This window comes from Kitasatospora sp. NPDC059648 (assembly GCF_042734825.1).
Classification (GTDB): domain Bacteria; phylum Actinomycetota; class Actinomycetes; order Streptomycetales; family Streptomycetaceae; genus Kitasatospora.
Genome location: NZ_JBHWDU010000007.1, coordinates 114,981 through 131,213, shown reverse-complemented (window position 1 = coordinate 131,213; position 16,233 = coordinate 114,981). Strand labels below are relative to the sequence as shown.

Below are 16,233 nucleotides of genomic sequence, written 5' to 3'. Positions count from 1 at the left end.
GAAACGCTCCCGCAACCCGGCAAGATCACGCTCAACGCCCACGGTCCTCGCAACTCCCGCAGATCGCGGGTGTTGCGAGGACCGTTAGAACCGAAGGACCCGGGGGCCTCCTGGTGCCGGTTTCTCAACCCGTCCGGTGTCAGGCCAGGCTGGCGATCGCCTCGTTGAAGGTCTTCGACGGGCGCATCGCCGCCGCGGCCTTGGCCGGGTCCGGCTGGTAGTAGCCACCGAGGTCGACGGGCGCACCCTGGACGGCGATCAGCTCGTCCACGATGGTCTTCTCCTGCTCGGTCAGCGCCTTGGCCAGGCCGTCGAAGGCCTGGGCCAGCTCGGCGTCGGCGGTCTGCTTGGCCAGCTCCTGGGCCCAGTACATGGCCAGGTAGAAGTGGCTGCCGCGGTTGTCGATGCCACCGAGACGGCGGCTCGGCGACTTGTCCTCGTTGAGGAAGGTGCCGGTGGCGCGGTCCAGGGTGTCGGCCAGCACCTGGGCACGGGCGTTGCCGGTGCTGGTGGCGAGCTGCTCGAAGCTGGCGGCCAGCGCGAAGAACTCGCCCAGGCTGTCCCAGCGCAGGTAGTTCTCCTTGACCAGCTGCTGGACGTGCTTCGGGGCGGAACCGCCGGCGCCGGTCTCGAACAGGCCGCCGCCCGCCATCAGCGGGACGACCGACAGCATCTTGGCGCTGGTGCCCAGCTCCAGGATCGGGAACAGGTCGGTCAGGTAGTCACGCAGCACGTTGCCGGTCACCGAGATGGTGTTCTCGCCGCGGCGGATGCGCTCCAGCGAGAACTTGGTGGCCTCGACCGGGGACATGATCTCGATCTGCAGGCCGGTCGTGTCGTGCTCCGGCAGGTAGGTCTTGACCTTCTCGATCAGCACGGCGTCGTGGGCGCGGTTCTCGTCCAGCCAGAACACCGCCGGGTCGCCGGTGGCACGGGCGCGGGTGACGGCCAGCTTGACCCAGTCCTGGATCGGCAGGTCCTTGGTCTGGCAGGCGCGGAAGATGTCGCCCGGCTGCACGGCCTGCTCCAGGAGCACGTTGCCCTCGGCGTCGACCAGGCGGACGGTGCCGGCGGCCTCGATCTCGAAGGTCTTGTCGTGGGAGCCGTACTCCTCGGCCTTCTGGGCCATCAGGCCGACGTTCGGGACCGAGCCGATGGTGGCCGGGTCCAGGGCGCCGTTGGCGCGGCAGTCGTCGATGACGGCCTGGTACACGCCGGAGTAGCTGTGGTCGGGCAGGACGGCGAGGGTGTCGGCCTCCTGGCCGTCCGGGCCCCACATGTGGCCGGAGGTGCGGATCATGGCCGGCATCGAGGCGTCGACGATGACGTCGCTCGGCACGTGCAGGTTGGTGATGCCCTTGTCGGAGTCGACCATGGCCAGGGCCGGGCCCTCGGCCAGCTCGGCGTCGAAGGAGGCCTTGATCTCGGCGCCGTTCGACAGCTTGTCGAGGCCGGCCAGGATGCCGCCCAGGCCGTTGTTCGGGTTCAGGCCGGCGGCGGCCAGCGCCTCGCCGTACGCGGCGAAGGTCTTCGGGAAGAAGGAGCGGACCACGTGGCCGAAGATGATCGGGTCGGAGACCTTCATCATGGTGGCCTTGAGGTGCACCGAGAACAGCACGCCCTCGGCCTTGGCGCGGGCGACCTGGGCGGCCAGGAACTCGTTCAGGGCGGCGGCACGCATCACCGAGGCGTCGACGACCTCGCCGGCCAGCACCGGGACCTTCTCGCGCAGCACGGTGGTGGCGCCGTCCTGGCCGACCAGCTCGATGCGCAGGGCACCGTCCGCCTCGACCACCACGGACTTCTCGGTGCTCGCGAAGTCGTTCCCGCTCATGGTGGCGACGTTGGTCTTGGAGTCGGGGGTCCAGGCACCCATGCGGTGCGGGTGGGTCTTGGCGTAGTTCTTGACCGACAGCGGGGCGCGGCGGTCCGAGTTGCCCTCGCGCAGGACCGGGTTGACGGCGCTGCCCTTGACCTTGTCGTAGCGGGCGCGGACGTCCTTGTCCTCGTCGGTCCGCGGGTCGTCCGGGTAGTCCGGCAGGGCGTAGCCCTGGCCCTGCAGCTCGGCGATGGCGGCCTTGAGCTGCGGCACCGAGGCCGAGATGTTCGGCAGCTTGATGATGTTGGCGCTCGGGGTCTTGGCGAGCTCACCCAGCTCTGCCAGGGCGTCGCCGATCCGCTGGGCCTCGGTCAGACGCTCCGGGAAGCTGGCGATGATCCGCCCGGCCAGGGAGATGTCACGGGTCTCCACCCGCACACCCGCCGTCGAGGCGTACGCCTGGACCACCGGCAGGAACGAGTAGGTCGCCAGGGCCGGAGCCTCGTCGGTGTGCGTATAGATGATGGTCGAGTCAGTCATCGGTACTCCGCTTCACGTCTCCAACGTCTTGACGTCAAGATATCTCGTCCCGGGCCCCTCGCTCCACCTCCCCCCGCTCCGGAGCGTGCGCCGGTCGGATCCGGGGCGCCGGGAGGGCCGACTCCACCGTGGTCCTCGGGAGCCCGGGCGGCAAGCGGAGGGCCTCCGGAGCGTCCCGGTCAGGCGGCGGTCGGCTGGTGTTCCGGAACCCGTCGAGCGATGTTCGGCCCGCCGGGAACAGGCGTAGTCCAATCGAATGAGTCGGGTGTCAGGAGTGCGTCAATGCACCACCCCATTCGGTCAACGGTGCGTCAGGACCGGCGACGCGCGGCCCGACCCGACCTAGCGTCAGGACAGAGCAGTTCCGGCAGCAACCACCACCCAACCGGGAGCATCCGCATGGCCCGCGTCGTCTGGCACGTTCCGGTCACCACCAACGCCACCGGAAGCACCACCACCCTCCGCCTCTTCCGCACCCGCGACGGCCGCCGCTGCGCGGTGGGGTTCAGCAGCCCCGAGGCCCTCGCCGCGCTCCTCGGGCCGGATCAGGCCTACACCGAACTCGGCGAGCCCGCCCTGCGCACCCTCACCAGCCCGCTCGGCGTCGACACCCTGGTCCTCGACCCCCGCCTGGTCGCCCCGCCCGTCCCCACCCCCGCCACGGCACCCGCCGCCGCACCCGCCCCGGCCCCGGTCCCGGCCACCCAGCTCCAGCCCCGGTGACCGCCCCCCTCCACCTCGTCCCGGACGGTTTCACCCCCGCCCCGGGGCGCCCCGAGCAGGCCCGGGCCCTGCACGCCATCGCCCGGATCAGCCACGGACCGGTCCCGCTCGACTTCGACCGCCTCGCGGCGGAGTTCCCCGCCGTGCAGAGCGGGCTCGCCCTGGCCGGCGACGCCGACCTGGAGCTCCGCCTCGCCTGCACCGGCCCGGAGGAACTACGGGCCGTCTCCGCCGCCCTCCACCGCGCGGGCGCCACCAAGGTCCGCATCGACCTGGTCCTGCGCGCCCTGACCCCGGCCCCGGTGACCCTGCGGCCAGTGCCGTGACCCCCAGGCCCGGCCCGGTACCCCGGGCCGGGCCCTCACCGGTCAGGGCCCGGTGCCGGGAGCGCTCATCGCTTCCGGCACCCGTCACGGTCAGCCCGCACCCCCGCAGGCCCACCAGCGACGCCTCCACCCGCTCCCCCGGGGCCCGACGCCCGCCGCCCCCGGGCGGCGGTTCCGGACACCGCCACAGGCCGGCTCTCGCCGCGTCTCACTCGAAACCGGGGCGCGGGTTCGGATTGACCGCCTGTCCGTCGATCTCCGCGCCCCAGGCGTCCTTGCCGCTCGCATCGACGCAGTAGCCGCTGCCCTCCACGTGCCCGCCCGCGGCCCGGCAGGTCTCGGCGGTGACATCGCGCCGACCGCTCGCCGCCGCGTACGCGGCCGGCGCTACGGGGCCCACGGCGCCCACGGCGAGGATGACGGCGGTCGCGGTCGTGACGGCCACCCGGGCCGCGCGTGAGATCTCCATGCCGCCACGACAGCACGGGAGCGGGCGCCCGGCGAACACGGCTCGCCCGCGCGGGTGCACAGCCCGGCAAACCCACGGAGGCCGGGGCGCCGCCGCGGGCGCACCCCGGCCTCTCGGCCCCTTACGCCCGGGTCAGTGCCGCGATCGCGGCCAGTAGCAGTGCGGCGCCCGCCGCCGCTCCCGCGGTGAAGGGCTCACCGAGGAGGAGGACGCCGATCACCGCAGCGGTGGCCGGCTCCAGCAGGACCAGCACCGACGCGGTGGTGCCCGGTACGGCCCTCAGGCCGCTGAAGTACCACCGGTAGGCGAGCAGCGTCGGCACCGTCCCGAGGAAGAGCAGGGCTCCGCCGGTCAGCGCCGGCTGCCCGACGGCCGGCAGCAGGCCCTGCAGCGCCGCGAACGGCAGCAGGCAGAGCAGTCCGGTGGTGAAGGCGCCCGTACTCGCGCGGGCCGAGCCACCGCCGCGGGCCCAGAGGGTGAGTCCGCTCTGGCCGGCACCCCCGAGCACCGCCAGGGCGGCGCCGAGTGCCGGGCGCGGCCCGGCGGCGGGTGCGGCGACGAGCAGGGCGAGCCCGCCGAGGGCGAGCAGGACGGCCGCCGCCGACCGCCGGGTGAGGCGTTCGCCGAGCAGCAGGTGCGCACCGAGGCTGGTGAGCACCGGTCCGGCGCCGATGGTGATCAGGGTGCCCAGCCCGAGGCCCGCGTAGTGCACCGAGCCGAAGTAGGCGCACTGGCTGACGGCCAGCCCGAGGCCGGTCAGCACGGCGGAGCCGGGCTTCCCGGAAGGGCGCTCCGAGGGCAGCAGCGCCAGGCAGAGCGCCGCGACGCCGAAGCGCCAGCAGGAGACGGCCACCGGGCCGAGTCCGCTGGTGCGCATCAGCAGTGCGGCCACCGCTCCGCCCGCTCCCCAGGCGACGGCGGCAACGGAGATGGACAACAGGCCGTGCCGGAACGGCACGGCGGCGTGCGAGGTCATGCGTCGTACTCCACGATGGTTCGCCGGTTCTGGTCCACGGGGTACGCGGGCGGCGACCATCGCCCCGGGAACCGGCGGGGCCCTCCCGCTCGGCCGGGTCTCAGCTGGGTGGGCCGCCCGCTAGCGGACCGGCGGCGGGAGGATCACGAAACGCACGGGTCCAGGTTACGCCCGCCCGTCGGCGGTCTCCTCGGGGTCCTTCCGTCGCACTACGGTCGGTCCGGACGACCCGGTCCGCATCCCGACGCGAAGGAGCCGACGATGGAGCAGCTGACGTACGACCAGGTGGAGGCCGCCGGGCGGCGGATCGCCGGGCGGGTGCGGCCGGTCGCGGTGGCGCCGGGGGACGACGGCGGCAGGACGTGGCTGGCGCTGGAGTTCCTGCAGCACACCGGCAGCTTCAAGGCGCGCGGTGCGCAGAACTTCCTGCTCGCCCATGCCGAGGCGGGCACCCTGCCACCGGCCGGGGTGACCATCGCCTCGGGCGGCAACGCCGGGCTCGCCTGCGCCTGGGCCGCGCGTGAACTGGGCGTCCGGGCCACGGTGTTCCTGCCGGAGACGGCCTCGCCGGTGAAGCTGGACCGGCTGCGATCGTACGGGGCGCAGGTGCGGCTGGTGGGCCGGGAGTACGCAGAGGCGCTGGCTGCCTGCGAGGAATTCGCTTCCGGCAGTGGGGCGTTGGCCTCGCACGCGTACGACCACCCGCTGATCGCGGCGGGTGCGGGGACGGTCCTGGACGAGATCCGCGACCGGGTCCCCGGGCTGGACACGGTGGTGGTGTCGGTGGGCGGCGGCGGACTGTTCGCCGGGGTGGCGGTCGCGGCCCGCGAGCACGGGGTGCGGGTGGTCGCGGTGGAGCCGTCCGGCAGCCGGGCTCTGAACGCGGCGCTGGAGGCCGGGCACCCGGTGGACGTCCCGGTGGCCTCGGTGGCCCAGGACGCGCTGGGCGCACGCCGGGCCACCGCGCTCGCCGTGCACGCGGCCGGGGCATCGGCCGGGGCATCGGCCGGGCACGAGGGGGTGCGCTCGGTCCTGGTGGAGGACGGGGACATCGTGGCGGCCCGCCGCCGGCTCTGGGAGGAGCGCCGGCTCGCGGTGGAGTACGCGGCCTCGACCGCGCTGGCCGCCTTGGACCGGGTGGAGGGCGAGCGCGTCGCCGTGCTGCTCTGCGGTGCCAACACCGACCCCTCGGACCTGGTGAACTGACACCCGGTCAGGGCCGGCCCCGGGCACCGGAGGAATGACTATGCGGCGGCCGTCATTCCCATAAATGCCCGGGGCGGTCAATGGTGCCTGATCGAATCGCAAAGCTCAATTCCCGCTCAGATGGCGGACCTACTGGCGAGTCACGTAACAGACAACTGAACAGAATGCCTCCTACCTGCGGGGATATCAGGCAAAGAAAGTAAACATTCAGTAATGAAATCTGTGCAGAGGTCTCTGAATAGCCCTACTGTGTGGCAACTCTCCGCGCTCCGCCCAACCCCGGAGCCCCCACACACAGAGAGATCGCCCATGGCTTCCCTCAACCAGATCTCGCCGCCCGGCCAGAGCTCCGGCACCGCCGGGACCGCCCACCGGTCGCTCAAGCGCCACGTCGGACTCGTCGGCCTCATGTGGGCCTCGGTCGGCTCGATCATCGGCTCCGGCTGGCTCTTCGGCGCGAAGAACGCCGTCACCGCCGCCGGACCGGCAGCCGTCATCTCCTGGGGCATCGGCGCCGTCGCGATCGTGCTGCTCGCGCTCGTGCACGCCGAGCTCGGCGGACTCTTCCCGGTCTCGGGCGGCACGGCTCGCTACCCGCACTACGCATTCGGCGGCCTGGCCGGCATGTCCTTCGGCTGGTTCTCCTGGCTCCAAGCGGCCACCGTGGCACCGATCGAGGTCGAGGCCATGATCAACTACGCCAAGGACACGCCCTGGGCCGGCGGGCTGCTGAACGCCGACAAGACCCTCACCACCAGCGGGTTCATCGTCGCGACCGTACTGATGGCGGTATTCGTGGCGGTCAATTTCCTCGGCGTGAAGGTCCTCGCCCGGACCAACAGCGTCGCCACCTGGCTGAAGATCTTCGTTCCTCTGTTCACGATCTTCATGCTGGCGATCACCAGCTTCCACGGCTCCAACTTCACCTCGCACGGCTTCGCCCCGTTCGGTGCCAAGGGCGTGCTCGCCGCGATCAGCACCAGCGGCATCATCTTCGCCCTGCTGGGCTTCGAGCAGGCCATCCAGATCGCCGGTGAGAGCCGCAACCCCAAGCGCGACATCCCCCGCGCCGTGCTCGGCTCGGTCGCCATCGGCACCCTGATCTACACCCTGCTGCAGGTCGTCTTCATCGGCGCGCTGCCGGTCAGCGCCTTCGCCAACGGCTGGGCGAACCTCGACTTCCCCGGCATCGACGGCCCCTTCGCCGGTCTGGCCACGCTGGTCGGCCTCGGCTGGCTGTCCTACGTGCTGAAGGTCGACGCGGTGATCTCCCCCGGCGGCACCGGCCTGATCTACACCACCTCCACCTCGCGCATCTCCTACGGCCTGAGCCGCAACGGCTACGCGCCGCAGAAGTTCGAGCAGCTGGACAAGAACGGCGTGCCGTGGTTCGGCCTGATCATCTCCTTCGTGACCGGCGTGATCTGCTTCCTGCCCTTCCCCAGCTGGCAGGAGCTGGTCGGCTTCATCACCTCCGCCAGCGTGCTGATGTACGCCGGCGCCCCGCTGGCCTTCGGCGCCCTGCGCCGCCGGCTGCCCGACCGTGAGCGCTCCTACCGGCTGCCGATGGGCGGCGTGATCTCCCCGGCCGCGTTCGTGGTCTCCAGCCTGATCATCTACTGGTCCGGCTGGCAGACCCTGTCCCGCCTGGGCATCGCCATCGTGCTCGGCTACGCCCTGCTCGGCAGCTACGCGGCGTACGCGATCAAGAAGCGCCTGCCGAACGCGCCGCGGCTCAACTGGAAGGCCGCCCAGTGGCTGCCGGTCTACCTGCTGGGCCTCGGCCTGATCTCCTGGCAGGGCGGCTTCGGCGACGGCACCGGTCGGATCCCGATGTGGTACGACATGGGGATCGTGGCGGTGTTCTCGCTGGCCATCTACTACTGGGCGATCCGGGTCGCCCTGCCGGCCGAGGACATCGAGCGCGAGGTCGCCGACGTCGAGGTGGTGGACGCCGGCGGGCACTGATCACCTGATCACCTGATCACCTGATCATCGAAACCTGACGGGACGGGCCCGCCGGTCGCCGAGTCGACCGGCGGGCCCGTCCGTGCGTGCCCCTACAGGTCCAGTACCGCCCGGAGCGCGGCCTCCACCTCGGCCTCCGGGTCGGCGGCCGGCCCCGGCGAACGCCAGGCGACGAAGCCGTCCGGGCGCACCAGCAGCGCGCCGCCCGGGCCCAGGCCGTGCAGCGCGGCGAAGTCCGTGCCCGGCTCCGGGGCCAGGTCGTCCTCGGCGCCGTCGCCGATCCGGTAGGCGTCCAGCGGGACGGCCAGCCGGTCGGCCGCCCGCCGGGCGCCCTCCTGCCAGGCCGTGCCCTCGGGGCCGGTGAGCAGCACCATCGCCTGCTCGTAGAGGTCCAGCGTGGACAGTCGTACGCCCGCGCGCAGCAGCCACTGGTGCGGGGCGCGGCTGCCCGGCTCGCCGTTCGACTCGAAGGTCTCCGGGACGACGGCGCCCGCCGGGTCGGTGCCGAGCACCGCGCCGCGCGGGTAGCGGTAGCCGAGCGCCACGGCCAGAACCCCGGCCTGCCGGCCGACGCCCGGGACCACCGCGTAGCCGGGGTGGCTGTGCTCGGCGGAGCGGGCCGAGGCGCGCTCGCTGGTGACCTGGGCGACCGGACGGCGCTCCTGCCCGTACGTCTCCAGCAGACCGGGCCCGGCCCAGCCGCAGAGCACGGCGGCCAGCTTCCAGGCCAGGTTGTGGGCGTCCTGGATACCGGTGTTGGAACCGAAGGCGCCAGTCGGGGACATCTCGTGGGCGGCGTCCCCGGCGAGGAACACCCGGCCGGCGCCGTACCGTTCGGCGACCCGTTCGGCCGCGTGCCACGGGGCCCGGCCGGTGACCTCGACGTCCAGTTCGGGCAGGCCGACGGCGGTGCGGATGTGCCGCTCGCAGCGCTCGTCGGTGAAGGCCTCCAGCGGCTCGCCCTGCTCGGGGTGCCAGGGCGCGTGGAAGACCCACTCGGTCTGGTTGTCCACCGGCAGCAGCGCGCCGTCCGCCTCCGGGTTGGTCAGGTAGCAGGCGATGAAGTGCCGGTCGCCGACCACCTCGGCCAGCCGCTTGGAGCGGAAGGTGATGCTGACGTTGTGGAACAGCTCGCCCTTGCCGGTCTGGCCGATGCCGAGCCGGACCCGGGCCGGACTGCGCGGGCCGTCCGCGGCGATCAGGTACTCCGAGCGCACCACCCGTTCCTCGCCGGTCTCCCGGCTGCGCAGCAGGGAGGTGACGCCGTCGGCGTCCTGCTCGAAGGAGACCAGCTCGGTGCCGAAGCGAACGTCGCCGCCGAGCTCCCGGGCCGCGCGCAGCAGCACCGGCTCCAGGTCGTTCTGGCTGCACAGGCACCAGCGGCTGGGGCTGAACCGGGCGAGCTTGCCGCCCGGGTCGATCTCCCGGAACAGCCACTCCTGCTCCTCGCCGGTCAGCGAGGGCGTCTGGAGGATGCCGTGGTTCGGGGCGAGCACCGAGGCCGCCTCGCGGATCGCCGGTTCGATCCCGGCGACCCGGTACAGCTCCATCGTGCGGACGTTGTTGCCTCGTCCGCGCGGGTGATGCGAGGTGTCTGCGTGCTTCTCGACCAGCAGGTGCCTGACACCCAGTCGGCCGAGGAAGAGCGAGGCCGACAACCCGACCAGGGAGCCGCCCACGATCAGGACCGGCACCCGGTCGTCAACCTTCGGATTCATCAGTTGCTCCACCCTGTACTGGGATTCCGCGGCCCGGCAGCTGGGCTCGGCGCCGCCCTCGACGGGCCCGCTCAGCCCGGGGCCCCGCTCTTCCATCCCCCGACCGAGGGGGGCTGTGCCGCCTCTTCGCCCGGATGGCCCGCAAATCTCGCGCCGCGCCCGGTCGGCCGCTCACGATCGACCTCAGGCCTGGCGCCGACTGCCCGGGCCGACCGCCACCGCACCCCCTCCCCCAGGCCAGGAGCACCCGCCGGACGCGGCCGTCAAGGGCCCGCCGCGAGCGACCGAGAGCAGAAAGTGGATCATGACAACTCTGTCCGAACCGCAGCCGAAGCAGCACGAAGAGTCCGACACCCGGCTGAGGGTGGTGCTGATGCTGGAGATCCAGGACGGCGCCCAGCAGCGTTTCCTCGACGTCTACGAGCAGCTGCGCCACCAGGTGGCCGCGGTGCCCGGCCACGTCAGCGACCAGCTGTGCCAGTCCATCAACGACCCCCGCCAGTGGCTGATCACCAGCGAGTGGGAGGACCAGGAGGCCTTCCTGGAGTGGGTGGACAGTCCCGCCCACCGCGAGATGGTCAAGCCGATGCACGGCTGCGTCAGCGACAACTTCCGTTCGCTGCGCTACGCCGTCCTGCGCCAGACCTCGGCGGCCGGCTCCACCGGTACCCGGGCACCGATCGAGGTGCCGCCGGGCCTGCCGCGCAGCGAGCCCGCCGGACACGTCGGCCCGCCCAGGGCCGAGCCGGGCCCGGACGGGGTGGTGCGCCACGCGCTGACCTTCACGGTCAAGCCCGGCAGCGAGGCCGAGGTCGCCCGCATCCTGTCCGCCTACGCGTCCCCCAAGGCCGAGGTCGACGAGCACACCAGGCTGCACCGCACCTCCCTGTTCATGCACGGCAACCGGGTGGTGCGGGCCGTCGAGGTGGTCGGCAACCTGGGCGACGCGCTGCGCCACGTGGCGATGCAGCCGGAGGTGCGGGCCGTCGAGGAGGAGCTCAACCCGTACCTGGAGGAGGCCCGGCAGCTGGGCGACCCGCAGTCCGCCCGCGCCTTCTTCGCCAAGGCGGCGCTGCCCGCCCGGCACCAGGCCATCGCCAGCTCCCCCGCCTCCGGCCGGCTGCACCGGCACGCCGTGCTCTACCCGGTGCGCCCGGGCCGCGGGCAGGCCCTCGCGGAGCTGCTCTTCGACCACGACAACCTCGCCACCGCCGACCCGACCGGCCCGGTCGCGGCGGCCACCGTCTTCCAGCGCGACGACACCGTGGTGCGCCTGGTCGACCTGCGGGTGCCGGCCGAGGCCGACCCGGCCGCCGCGCTCGGTGTGGCGGGTGACCAGGAGGCGGCCCAGCTGGCCGGGCTGCTGGACCTCGGCCCGACCGGCGATCTGCGCACCGTCGCGGGCCAGAGCGCCTTCCTCGCCGCCCGCGCCATGAGCCCGGTCACCGACCGCAGCTCGCTGAGCGACTGACGCCCAGCCGACCCCCCACCGGAGGAACACCACCATGACCACGCAGTACCCGAGGATCATCAACGTCGACGAGGCCCCGGAGAACCGCCGCCACGGCGCCGAGCTGCGCACCATGCTCACCCCTCCCAGCTGCGGGGCGACCAGCGGCTTCATGGGCCTGGCCATCATCAAGCCCGGGGAGCGGATCAACGAGCACTACCACCCGTACTCCGAGGAGTTCGTGTTCGTCGTCTCCGGCGACCTGGAGGTGGACCTGGACGGGAAGGCACACCCGCTCAAGCCGGACCAGGGCCTGATGATCCCGATCAACATGCGCCACCGCTTCCGCAACGTCGGCAAGACCGAGGCCCGGATGGTCTTCCACTGCGGCCCGCTCGCCCCTCGCCCCGACCTCGGCCACGTCAGCACCGAGGAGTCGGCGGCCTCCGGCCCGCCGGAACACGCCAAGGTCGGCTCGTGACCCGGCGCGTCGCCGTCACGGGGATCGGTGTGGTCGCGCCCGGAGGGATCGGGATCCCGGCCTTCTGGGACCTCCTGACGGCCGGCCGCACCGCCACCCGTGGCATCACGCTCTTCGATCCGACCGGGTTCCGCTCCCGGATCGCGGCCGAGTGCGACTTCGACCCGCAGGCCCACGGGCTGAGCCCCGAGGACGTCCAACGGGCCGACCGCTACGTGCAGTTCGCGATGGTCGCGGCCGCCGAGGCGGTCGCCGACGCCGGGCTGGACCTGGCCGCCGAGGACCCGTGGCGGATCGCCGTCTCGCTGGGCACCGCCGTCGGCGGCACCACCCGGCTGGAGCACGACTACGCCCTGGTCAGCGCCACCGGTACGCGCTGGGACGTGGACCACCGGCAGGCCGAGCCGCAGCTGCACCGGGCCTTCGCGCCCAGCACGCTGGCCTCCGCGGTGGCCGAGCGGGTCGGCGCGCACGGCCCGGTGCAGACCGTCTCCACCGGCTGCACCTCCGGCCTGGACGCGATCGGCTACGGCTTCCAGGCGGTCGAGGAGGGGCGCGCCGACATCTGCGTCGCCGGCGCCTCCGATTCCCCGATCTCACCGATCACCGTCGCCTGCTTCGACGCCATCAAGGCCACCAGCGAGCGCAACGACGACCCGGCGCACGCCTCCCGCCCCTTCGACGCCCACCGGGACGGCTTCGTCCTCGGCGAGGGCGGCGCCGTCCTGGTGCTGGAGGAGCTGGAGCACGCCCGCCGCCGCGGCGCCCGGATCTACGGCGAGGTCGGGGGCTTCGCCACCTTCGGCAACGCCTACCACATGACCGGCCTCACCAAGGAGGGGCTGGAGATGTCCCGGGCGATCGACCACGCGCTCGACCACGCCCGGGTCAACCGCACCGACGTCGACTACGTCAACGCGCACGGCTCGGGCACCAAGCAGAACGACCGGCACGAGACCGCCGCGGTCAAGCGCTCGCTGGGCGACCACGCCTTCACGACACCGATGAGCTCGATCAAGTCGATGGTCGGGCACTCGCTCGGCGCGATCGGCGCGATCGAGGTGGTCGCCTGCACCCTGGCGCTGGCCCACGGCGTGGTGCCGCCCACCGCCAACTACGAGACGCCGGACCCGGAGTGTGATCTCGACTACGTGCCGCGCACCGCGCGCGAGCTGCCACTGAGCCACATCCTCTCGGTCGGCAGCGGATTCGGCGGATTCCAGTCCGCCGTCGTGCTCAACAGAACGGGGTGATTGCCATGACGTCACGTCAGCAGGGCCGCCGGGCGGTGGTCACCGGCCTCGGCGTGGTGGCGCCGAACGGTGTCGGTGCCGACGCCTTCTGGAAGGCCACCAGGCAGGGCGTGAGCGTCCTCGACCGGATATCCCGCGAGGGCTGCACCGACATACCGCTGAAAGTCGCGGGTGAGGTGCGTCAGTTCGATCCGCAGTCGGTGATCGACAGCCGCTTCCTCGTGCAGACCGACCGTTTCACCCACTACGCGATGGCGGCCGCCGACCTGGCGGTGGCGGACGCCGGGTTCCAGCCCGACCCCGAACAGCCCTACGCGGTCGGCGTGGTGACCGCGGCCGGCTCCGGCGGCGGCGAGTTCGGCCAGCGCGAGCTCCAGCAACTCTGGGGCCAGGGGCCGCGGTTCGTCGGCCCGTACCAGTCCATCGCCTGGTTCTACGCGGCCAGCACCGGCCAGATCTCGATCCGCGGCGGCTACAAGGGCCCGTGCGGGGTGGTCGCCAGCGACGAGGCCGGCGGCCTGGACGCCATCGCCCACGCCGCCCGCTCGGTCGAACGCGGCACCGACGCCGTCGTGGTCGGCGCCGCCGAGGCCCCGCTTGCGCCGTACTCCATGGTCTGCCAGCTCGGCTACCCCGAGCTGAGTCTGGCCGACCAGCCGGAGGCGGCCTACCTGCCGTTCACCGCGCAGGCCTGCGGCTTCGCCCCCGCCGAGGGCGGCGCCATGCTGCTGCTGGAGGACGAGCAGGCGGCCAGACGGCGCGGCGCCAACGTCCGGGCGCACCTGGCCGGGCACGGCGCCACCTTCACCGGCGCCTCCCGCTGGGAGGAATCCCGGGAGGGGCTGGCCGCCGCGATCCGGACGGCGCTGGACGAGGCCCGGATCGCGCCGGAGGAGATCGACGTCGTCTTCGCGGACGCCCTCGGTGTCCCCGCCGCCGACCGGGCCGAGGCCCTCGCACTGGCCGACGCGCTCGGCCCGGTCGCCGAACGCGTCCCGGTCACCGCACCCAAGTCCGGCACCGGCAGGGCCTATTGCGGCGCGCCGATGCTGGACGTGACCGCCGCCGTACTGGCCATGGAGGACGGCGTGCTGCCGCCCACCCCCAACGTCACCGAGGTCTGCCACGACCTCGCCCTGGTGACCGGCCGCGCCCGCCCGACCGAGCTGCGCACCGCGCTGGTGCTCAGCCGCGGGCTGATGGGCTCCAACTCCGCGCTGGTGCTCCGGCGCGGGGAGCGGCCCTGACTCCCCCGTACCCCCGATCCGCTGCACCTTCGAAGGGAAACCCGTGAGCACCAACCTCAGTTATCCCGAGCTGGCCACCCTGCTCCAGGCTCGGGCCGGCGTGACCGTCGACCCCGGCGACCTGGAGAAGCCGGGTGCCCAGTTCGACGAGTTCGGCGTCGACTCGCTCGGACTGCTCGGCGTCGTCGGCGAGTTGGAGAACCGCCACGGCCTCAAGGTCGCCTCCGGCGCCGAGTCCGCCAAGACCCCGGCCGAGTTCCTGGAGCTGGTCAACAGCTCCCTTTCCGCGAAGGCAGGCGCCTGAGATGCCCGGACACACGGACAACGAGATCGTCATCAACGCTCCGCTCGACCTGGTCTGGGAGATGACCAACGACCTGGAGAACTGGCCGGAGCTGTTCAGCGAGTACGCCTCGGTCGAGGTGCTGGAGCGCGACGGCGACCGGGTGCGGTTCCGGCTGACCATGCACCCGGACGAGAACGGCAAGGTGTGGAGCTGGGTCTCCGAGCGCACCACCGACCGCTCCTCGCTCGCGGTCAAGGCCCGCCGGGTCGAGCCCGGGCCGTTCGAGTTCATGGAGATCCGCTGGGAGTACGCGGAGGTCCCGGCCGGTACCAGGATGCGCTGGATCCAGGACTTCGCGATGAAGCCCACCGCTCCGGTGGACGACGAGGGCATGGTCAACCACATCAACCGCAACTCCCGGATCCAGATGCAGCTGATCCGCGAGAAGGTCGAGAAGCAGGCGGCCGAACAGTGACCGAGACCCACCGCGCCCTGATCGTCGCCCGGATGAAGCCCGGGGCCGCCCCGGACATCGCCGAGGTGTTCGCCGACTCCGACCGGGGCGAACTGCCGCACCTGATCGGCGTCACCGGCCGCAGCCTCTTCCAGTTCGGCGACGTCTATCTGCACCTGATCGAGGCCGACCGCCCGCCGGGCCCGGCCGTGGCCAAGGTTCTCGGCCACCCGGAGTTCCGGTCCGTCAGCGACCGCCTGACCGCCTTCGTCCAGGCCTACGACCCCGCCACGTGGCGCGAGCCGAAGGACGCGATGGCACGAGAGTTCTACCGTTGGGACCGCTGAACCCGGTCCCGTCTGGGCCCGCCCCCGGCCGTGCGCCGGGGGCGGGCCCATGTGCGCGCCCGGGTGGGGCGGGGTGGCGCGGCCGGGTGCGACCGGATCACCGGGGCGCGTGCCGGGTGCACGGCCGGACCACCCGGACGCGCACCCTTACCACCCGACGCCGCCCCGGGTTCACCCGGATCGCCGGGGTAATCGGGTGAACCCGGCCAGGGCACCACCCGAAGGGCTCACTTTCCGTGCCCGATCAGCCACTCTCGGGTGGCACGCGGCTCCAGCGTGGTTGACGGTGGATCAGGCGCCACTTCCTGCGAATCCCCATGACCGGCACCCCGCCGGCGGTCGCGGTCCGCGCGCCGAAAGGATCATCCTCATGCGTTCTGCACGCACGCTGCTCGCCGGAGCGGCTGTCGCCGCCCTCCTCACCGTCGGCACTCCCATGGCCTTCGCCGACGGCTCCTCCTCGGACCAGGGCAAGAACCTCACCTGGCAGGAGAAGCAGTCCGACAGGGGCTCCGAGGGCCGCGGCGACGAAGGCCGGGGCAACGAGGGCCGGGGCAACGAAGGCCGCGGCAACGAAGGCCGCGGCGACGAAGGCCGGGGCAACGAGGGCCGCGGCCACGAGGGCCGGGGTGACGAGGGCCGCGGCCACGAGGGCCGGGGTGACGAAGGCCGCGGCCACGAGGGCCGGGGCAACGAAGGCCACGGCCACGAGGGCCGGGGCAACGAAGGCCGGGGTGACGAGCGCGGCCCGCACGGCGGCGTGCACACCGGCGGCGGCGGTACGGCGCTGTCCGGCGGTGGCGTCGCCTCCGGTGCCGTGCTGCTGCTCGGCGGCCTCGGGGTCGGCGCGTACGCGCTGCGCCGCGGGCGTCGCGCGTCCGGCACCGCCGCGGTCTGACGCCTACTACCGCCGCCTCTGGGCGCCTCCCCCGGCGGGGGTGGGGCGCACGGGGGCGGCGGGCCGTTGCGG

16 protein-coding genes are annotated in these 16,233 nt (G+C 72.8%); 12 read left to right on the top strand and 4 right to left on the bottom strand.

Annotated features, from left to right (window positions below; genetic code table 11):
* Positions 1–139 precede the first annotated feature (139 nt).
* Positions 140–2,359, bottom strand: a complete 2,220-nt coding sequence (locus tag ACFV1W_RS07225) for an NADP-dependent isocitrate dehydrogenase (protein WP_380413908.1) — start codon at positions 2,357–2,359, stop codon at positions 140–142.
* A gap of 399 nt (positions 2,360–2,758) precedes the next feature.
* Between ACFV1W_RS07225 and ACFV1W_RS07220 the strand changes: the two genes are divergently transcribed.
* On the top strand, positions 2,759–3,082 hold the full coding sequence (locus ACFV1W_RS07220; RefSeq protein ID WP_380413906.1) for an SAV_915 family protein: 324 nt from the start codon (positions 2,759–2,761) through the stop codon (positions 3,080–3,082).
* Entirely contained in the window at positions 3,079–3,408 is a 330-nt protein-coding gene (locus ACFV1W_RS07215) for a hypothetical protein (RefSeq protein ID WP_380413904.1), read from the top strand. The genes ACFV1W_RS07220 and ACFV1W_RS07215 overlap by 4 nt, the downstream gene beginning before the upstream one ends.
* A gap of 208 nt (positions 3,409–3,616) precedes the next feature.
* Here the strand turns inward: ACFV1W_RS07215 and ACFV1W_RS07210 are convergent, their stop codons facing one another.
* Complete coding sequence (locus ACFV1W_RS07210) at positions 3,617–3,877, bottom strand: hypothetical protein (RefSeq protein ID WP_380413902.1); 261 nt, start codon at positions 3,875–3,877, stop codon at positions 3,617–3,619.
* A gap of 121 nt (positions 3,878–3,998) precedes the next feature.
* Entirely contained in the window at positions 3,999–4,853 is an 855-nt protein-coding gene (locus ACFV1W_RS07205) for a DMT family transporter (RefSeq protein WP_380413900.1), read from the bottom strand.
* A gap of 261 nt (positions 4,854–5,114) precedes the next feature.
* Here ACFV1W_RS07205 and ACFV1W_RS07200 point away from each other — a divergent pair, with 261 nt between their 5' ends.
* Together ACFV1W_RS07200 and ACFV1W_RS07195 are read left to right on the top strand one after the other, a co-directional pair.
* Entirely contained in the window at positions 5,115–6,059 is a 945-nt protein-coding gene (locus ACFV1W_RS07200) for a serine/threonine dehydratase (protein ID WP_380413898.1), read from the top strand.
* A gap of 309 nt (positions 6,060–6,368) precedes the next feature.
* Positions 6,369–8,027: an APC family permease gene (locus ACFV1W_RS07195; protein ID WP_380413897.1), complete on the top strand. Its 1,659-nt coding sequence runs from the start codon at positions 6,369–6,371 to the stop codon at positions 8,025–8,027.
* A 92-nt stretch (positions 8,028–8,119) separates the two neighbouring features.
* Here ACFV1W_RS07195 and ACFV1W_RS07190 read toward each other — a convergent pair whose 3' ends face one another.
* Positions 8,120–9,745, bottom strand: a complete 1,626-nt coding sequence (locus ACFV1W_RS07190) for an FAD-dependent oxidoreductase (protein WP_380413895.1) — start codon at positions 9,743–9,745, stop codon at positions 8,120–8,122.
* A 304-nt stretch (positions 9,746–10,049) separates the two neighbouring features.
* Here ACFV1W_RS07190 and ACFV1W_RS07185 point away from each other — a divergent pair, with 304 nt between their 5' ends.
* The 8 genes from ACFV1W_RS07185 to ACFV1W_RS07150 all read left to right on the top strand — a co-directional run bounded on the left by ACFV1W_RS07185 (position 10,050) and on the right by ACFV1W_RS07150 (position 16,161).
* Positions 10,050–11,216: a SchA/CurD-like domain-containing protein gene (locus ACFV1W_RS07185; protein ID WP_380413894.1), complete on the top strand. Its 1,167-nt coding sequence runs from the start codon at positions 10,050–10,052 to the stop codon at positions 11,214–11,216.
* Between the two features lie 34 nt (positions 11,217–11,250).
* Complete coding sequence (locus tag ACFV1W_RS07180; RefSeq protein ID WP_380413893.1) at positions 11,251–11,676, top strand: cupin domain-containing protein; 426 nt, start codon at positions 11,251–11,253, stop codon at positions 11,674–11,676.
* Complete coding sequence (locus ACFV1W_RS07175; RefSeq protein WP_380413891.1) at positions 11,673–12,929, top strand: beta-ketoacyl-[acyl-carrier-protein] synthase family protein; 1,257 nt, start codon at positions 11,673–11,675, stop codon at positions 12,927–12,929. The genes ACFV1W_RS07180 and ACFV1W_RS07175 overlap by 4 nt, the downstream gene beginning before the upstream one ends.
* 5 nt (positions 12,930–12,934) lie before the next feature.
* Positions 12,935–14,176 (top strand): beta-ketoacyl synthase N-terminal-like domain-containing protein, encoded by a 1,242-nt coding sequence (locus ACFV1W_RS07170; protein WP_380413890.1) that lies wholly within the window; start codon positions 12,935–12,937, stop codon positions 14,174–14,176.
* A gap of 43 nt (positions 14,177–14,219) precedes the next feature.
* A complete protein-coding gene (locus tag ACFV1W_RS07165; RefSeq protein WP_380413888.1) occupies positions 14,220–14,480 on the top strand; it encodes an acyl carrier protein in 261 nt (86 codons plus the stop codon).
* A 1-nt stretch (position 14,481) separates the two neighbouring features.
* Positions 14,482–14,937, top strand: a complete 456-nt coding sequence (locus tag ACFV1W_RS07160) for an SRPBCC family protein (RefSeq protein WP_380413886.1) — start codon at positions 14,482–14,484, stop codon at positions 14,935–14,937.
* Entirely contained in the window at positions 14,934–15,263 is a 330-nt protein-coding gene (locus ACFV1W_RS07155) for a TcmI family type II polyketide cyclase (RefSeq protein WP_380413884.1), read from the top strand. The genes ACFV1W_RS07160 and ACFV1W_RS07155 overlap by 4 nt, the downstream gene beginning before the upstream one ends.
* Positions 15,264–15,633: 370 nt before the next feature.
* Positions 15,634–16,161 (top strand): hypothetical protein, encoded by a 528-nt coding sequence (locus ACFV1W_RS07150; RefSeq protein WP_380413882.1) that lies wholly within the window; start codon positions 15,634–15,636, stop codon positions 16,159–16,161.
* Positions 16,162–16,233: the final 72 nt, after the last annotated feature.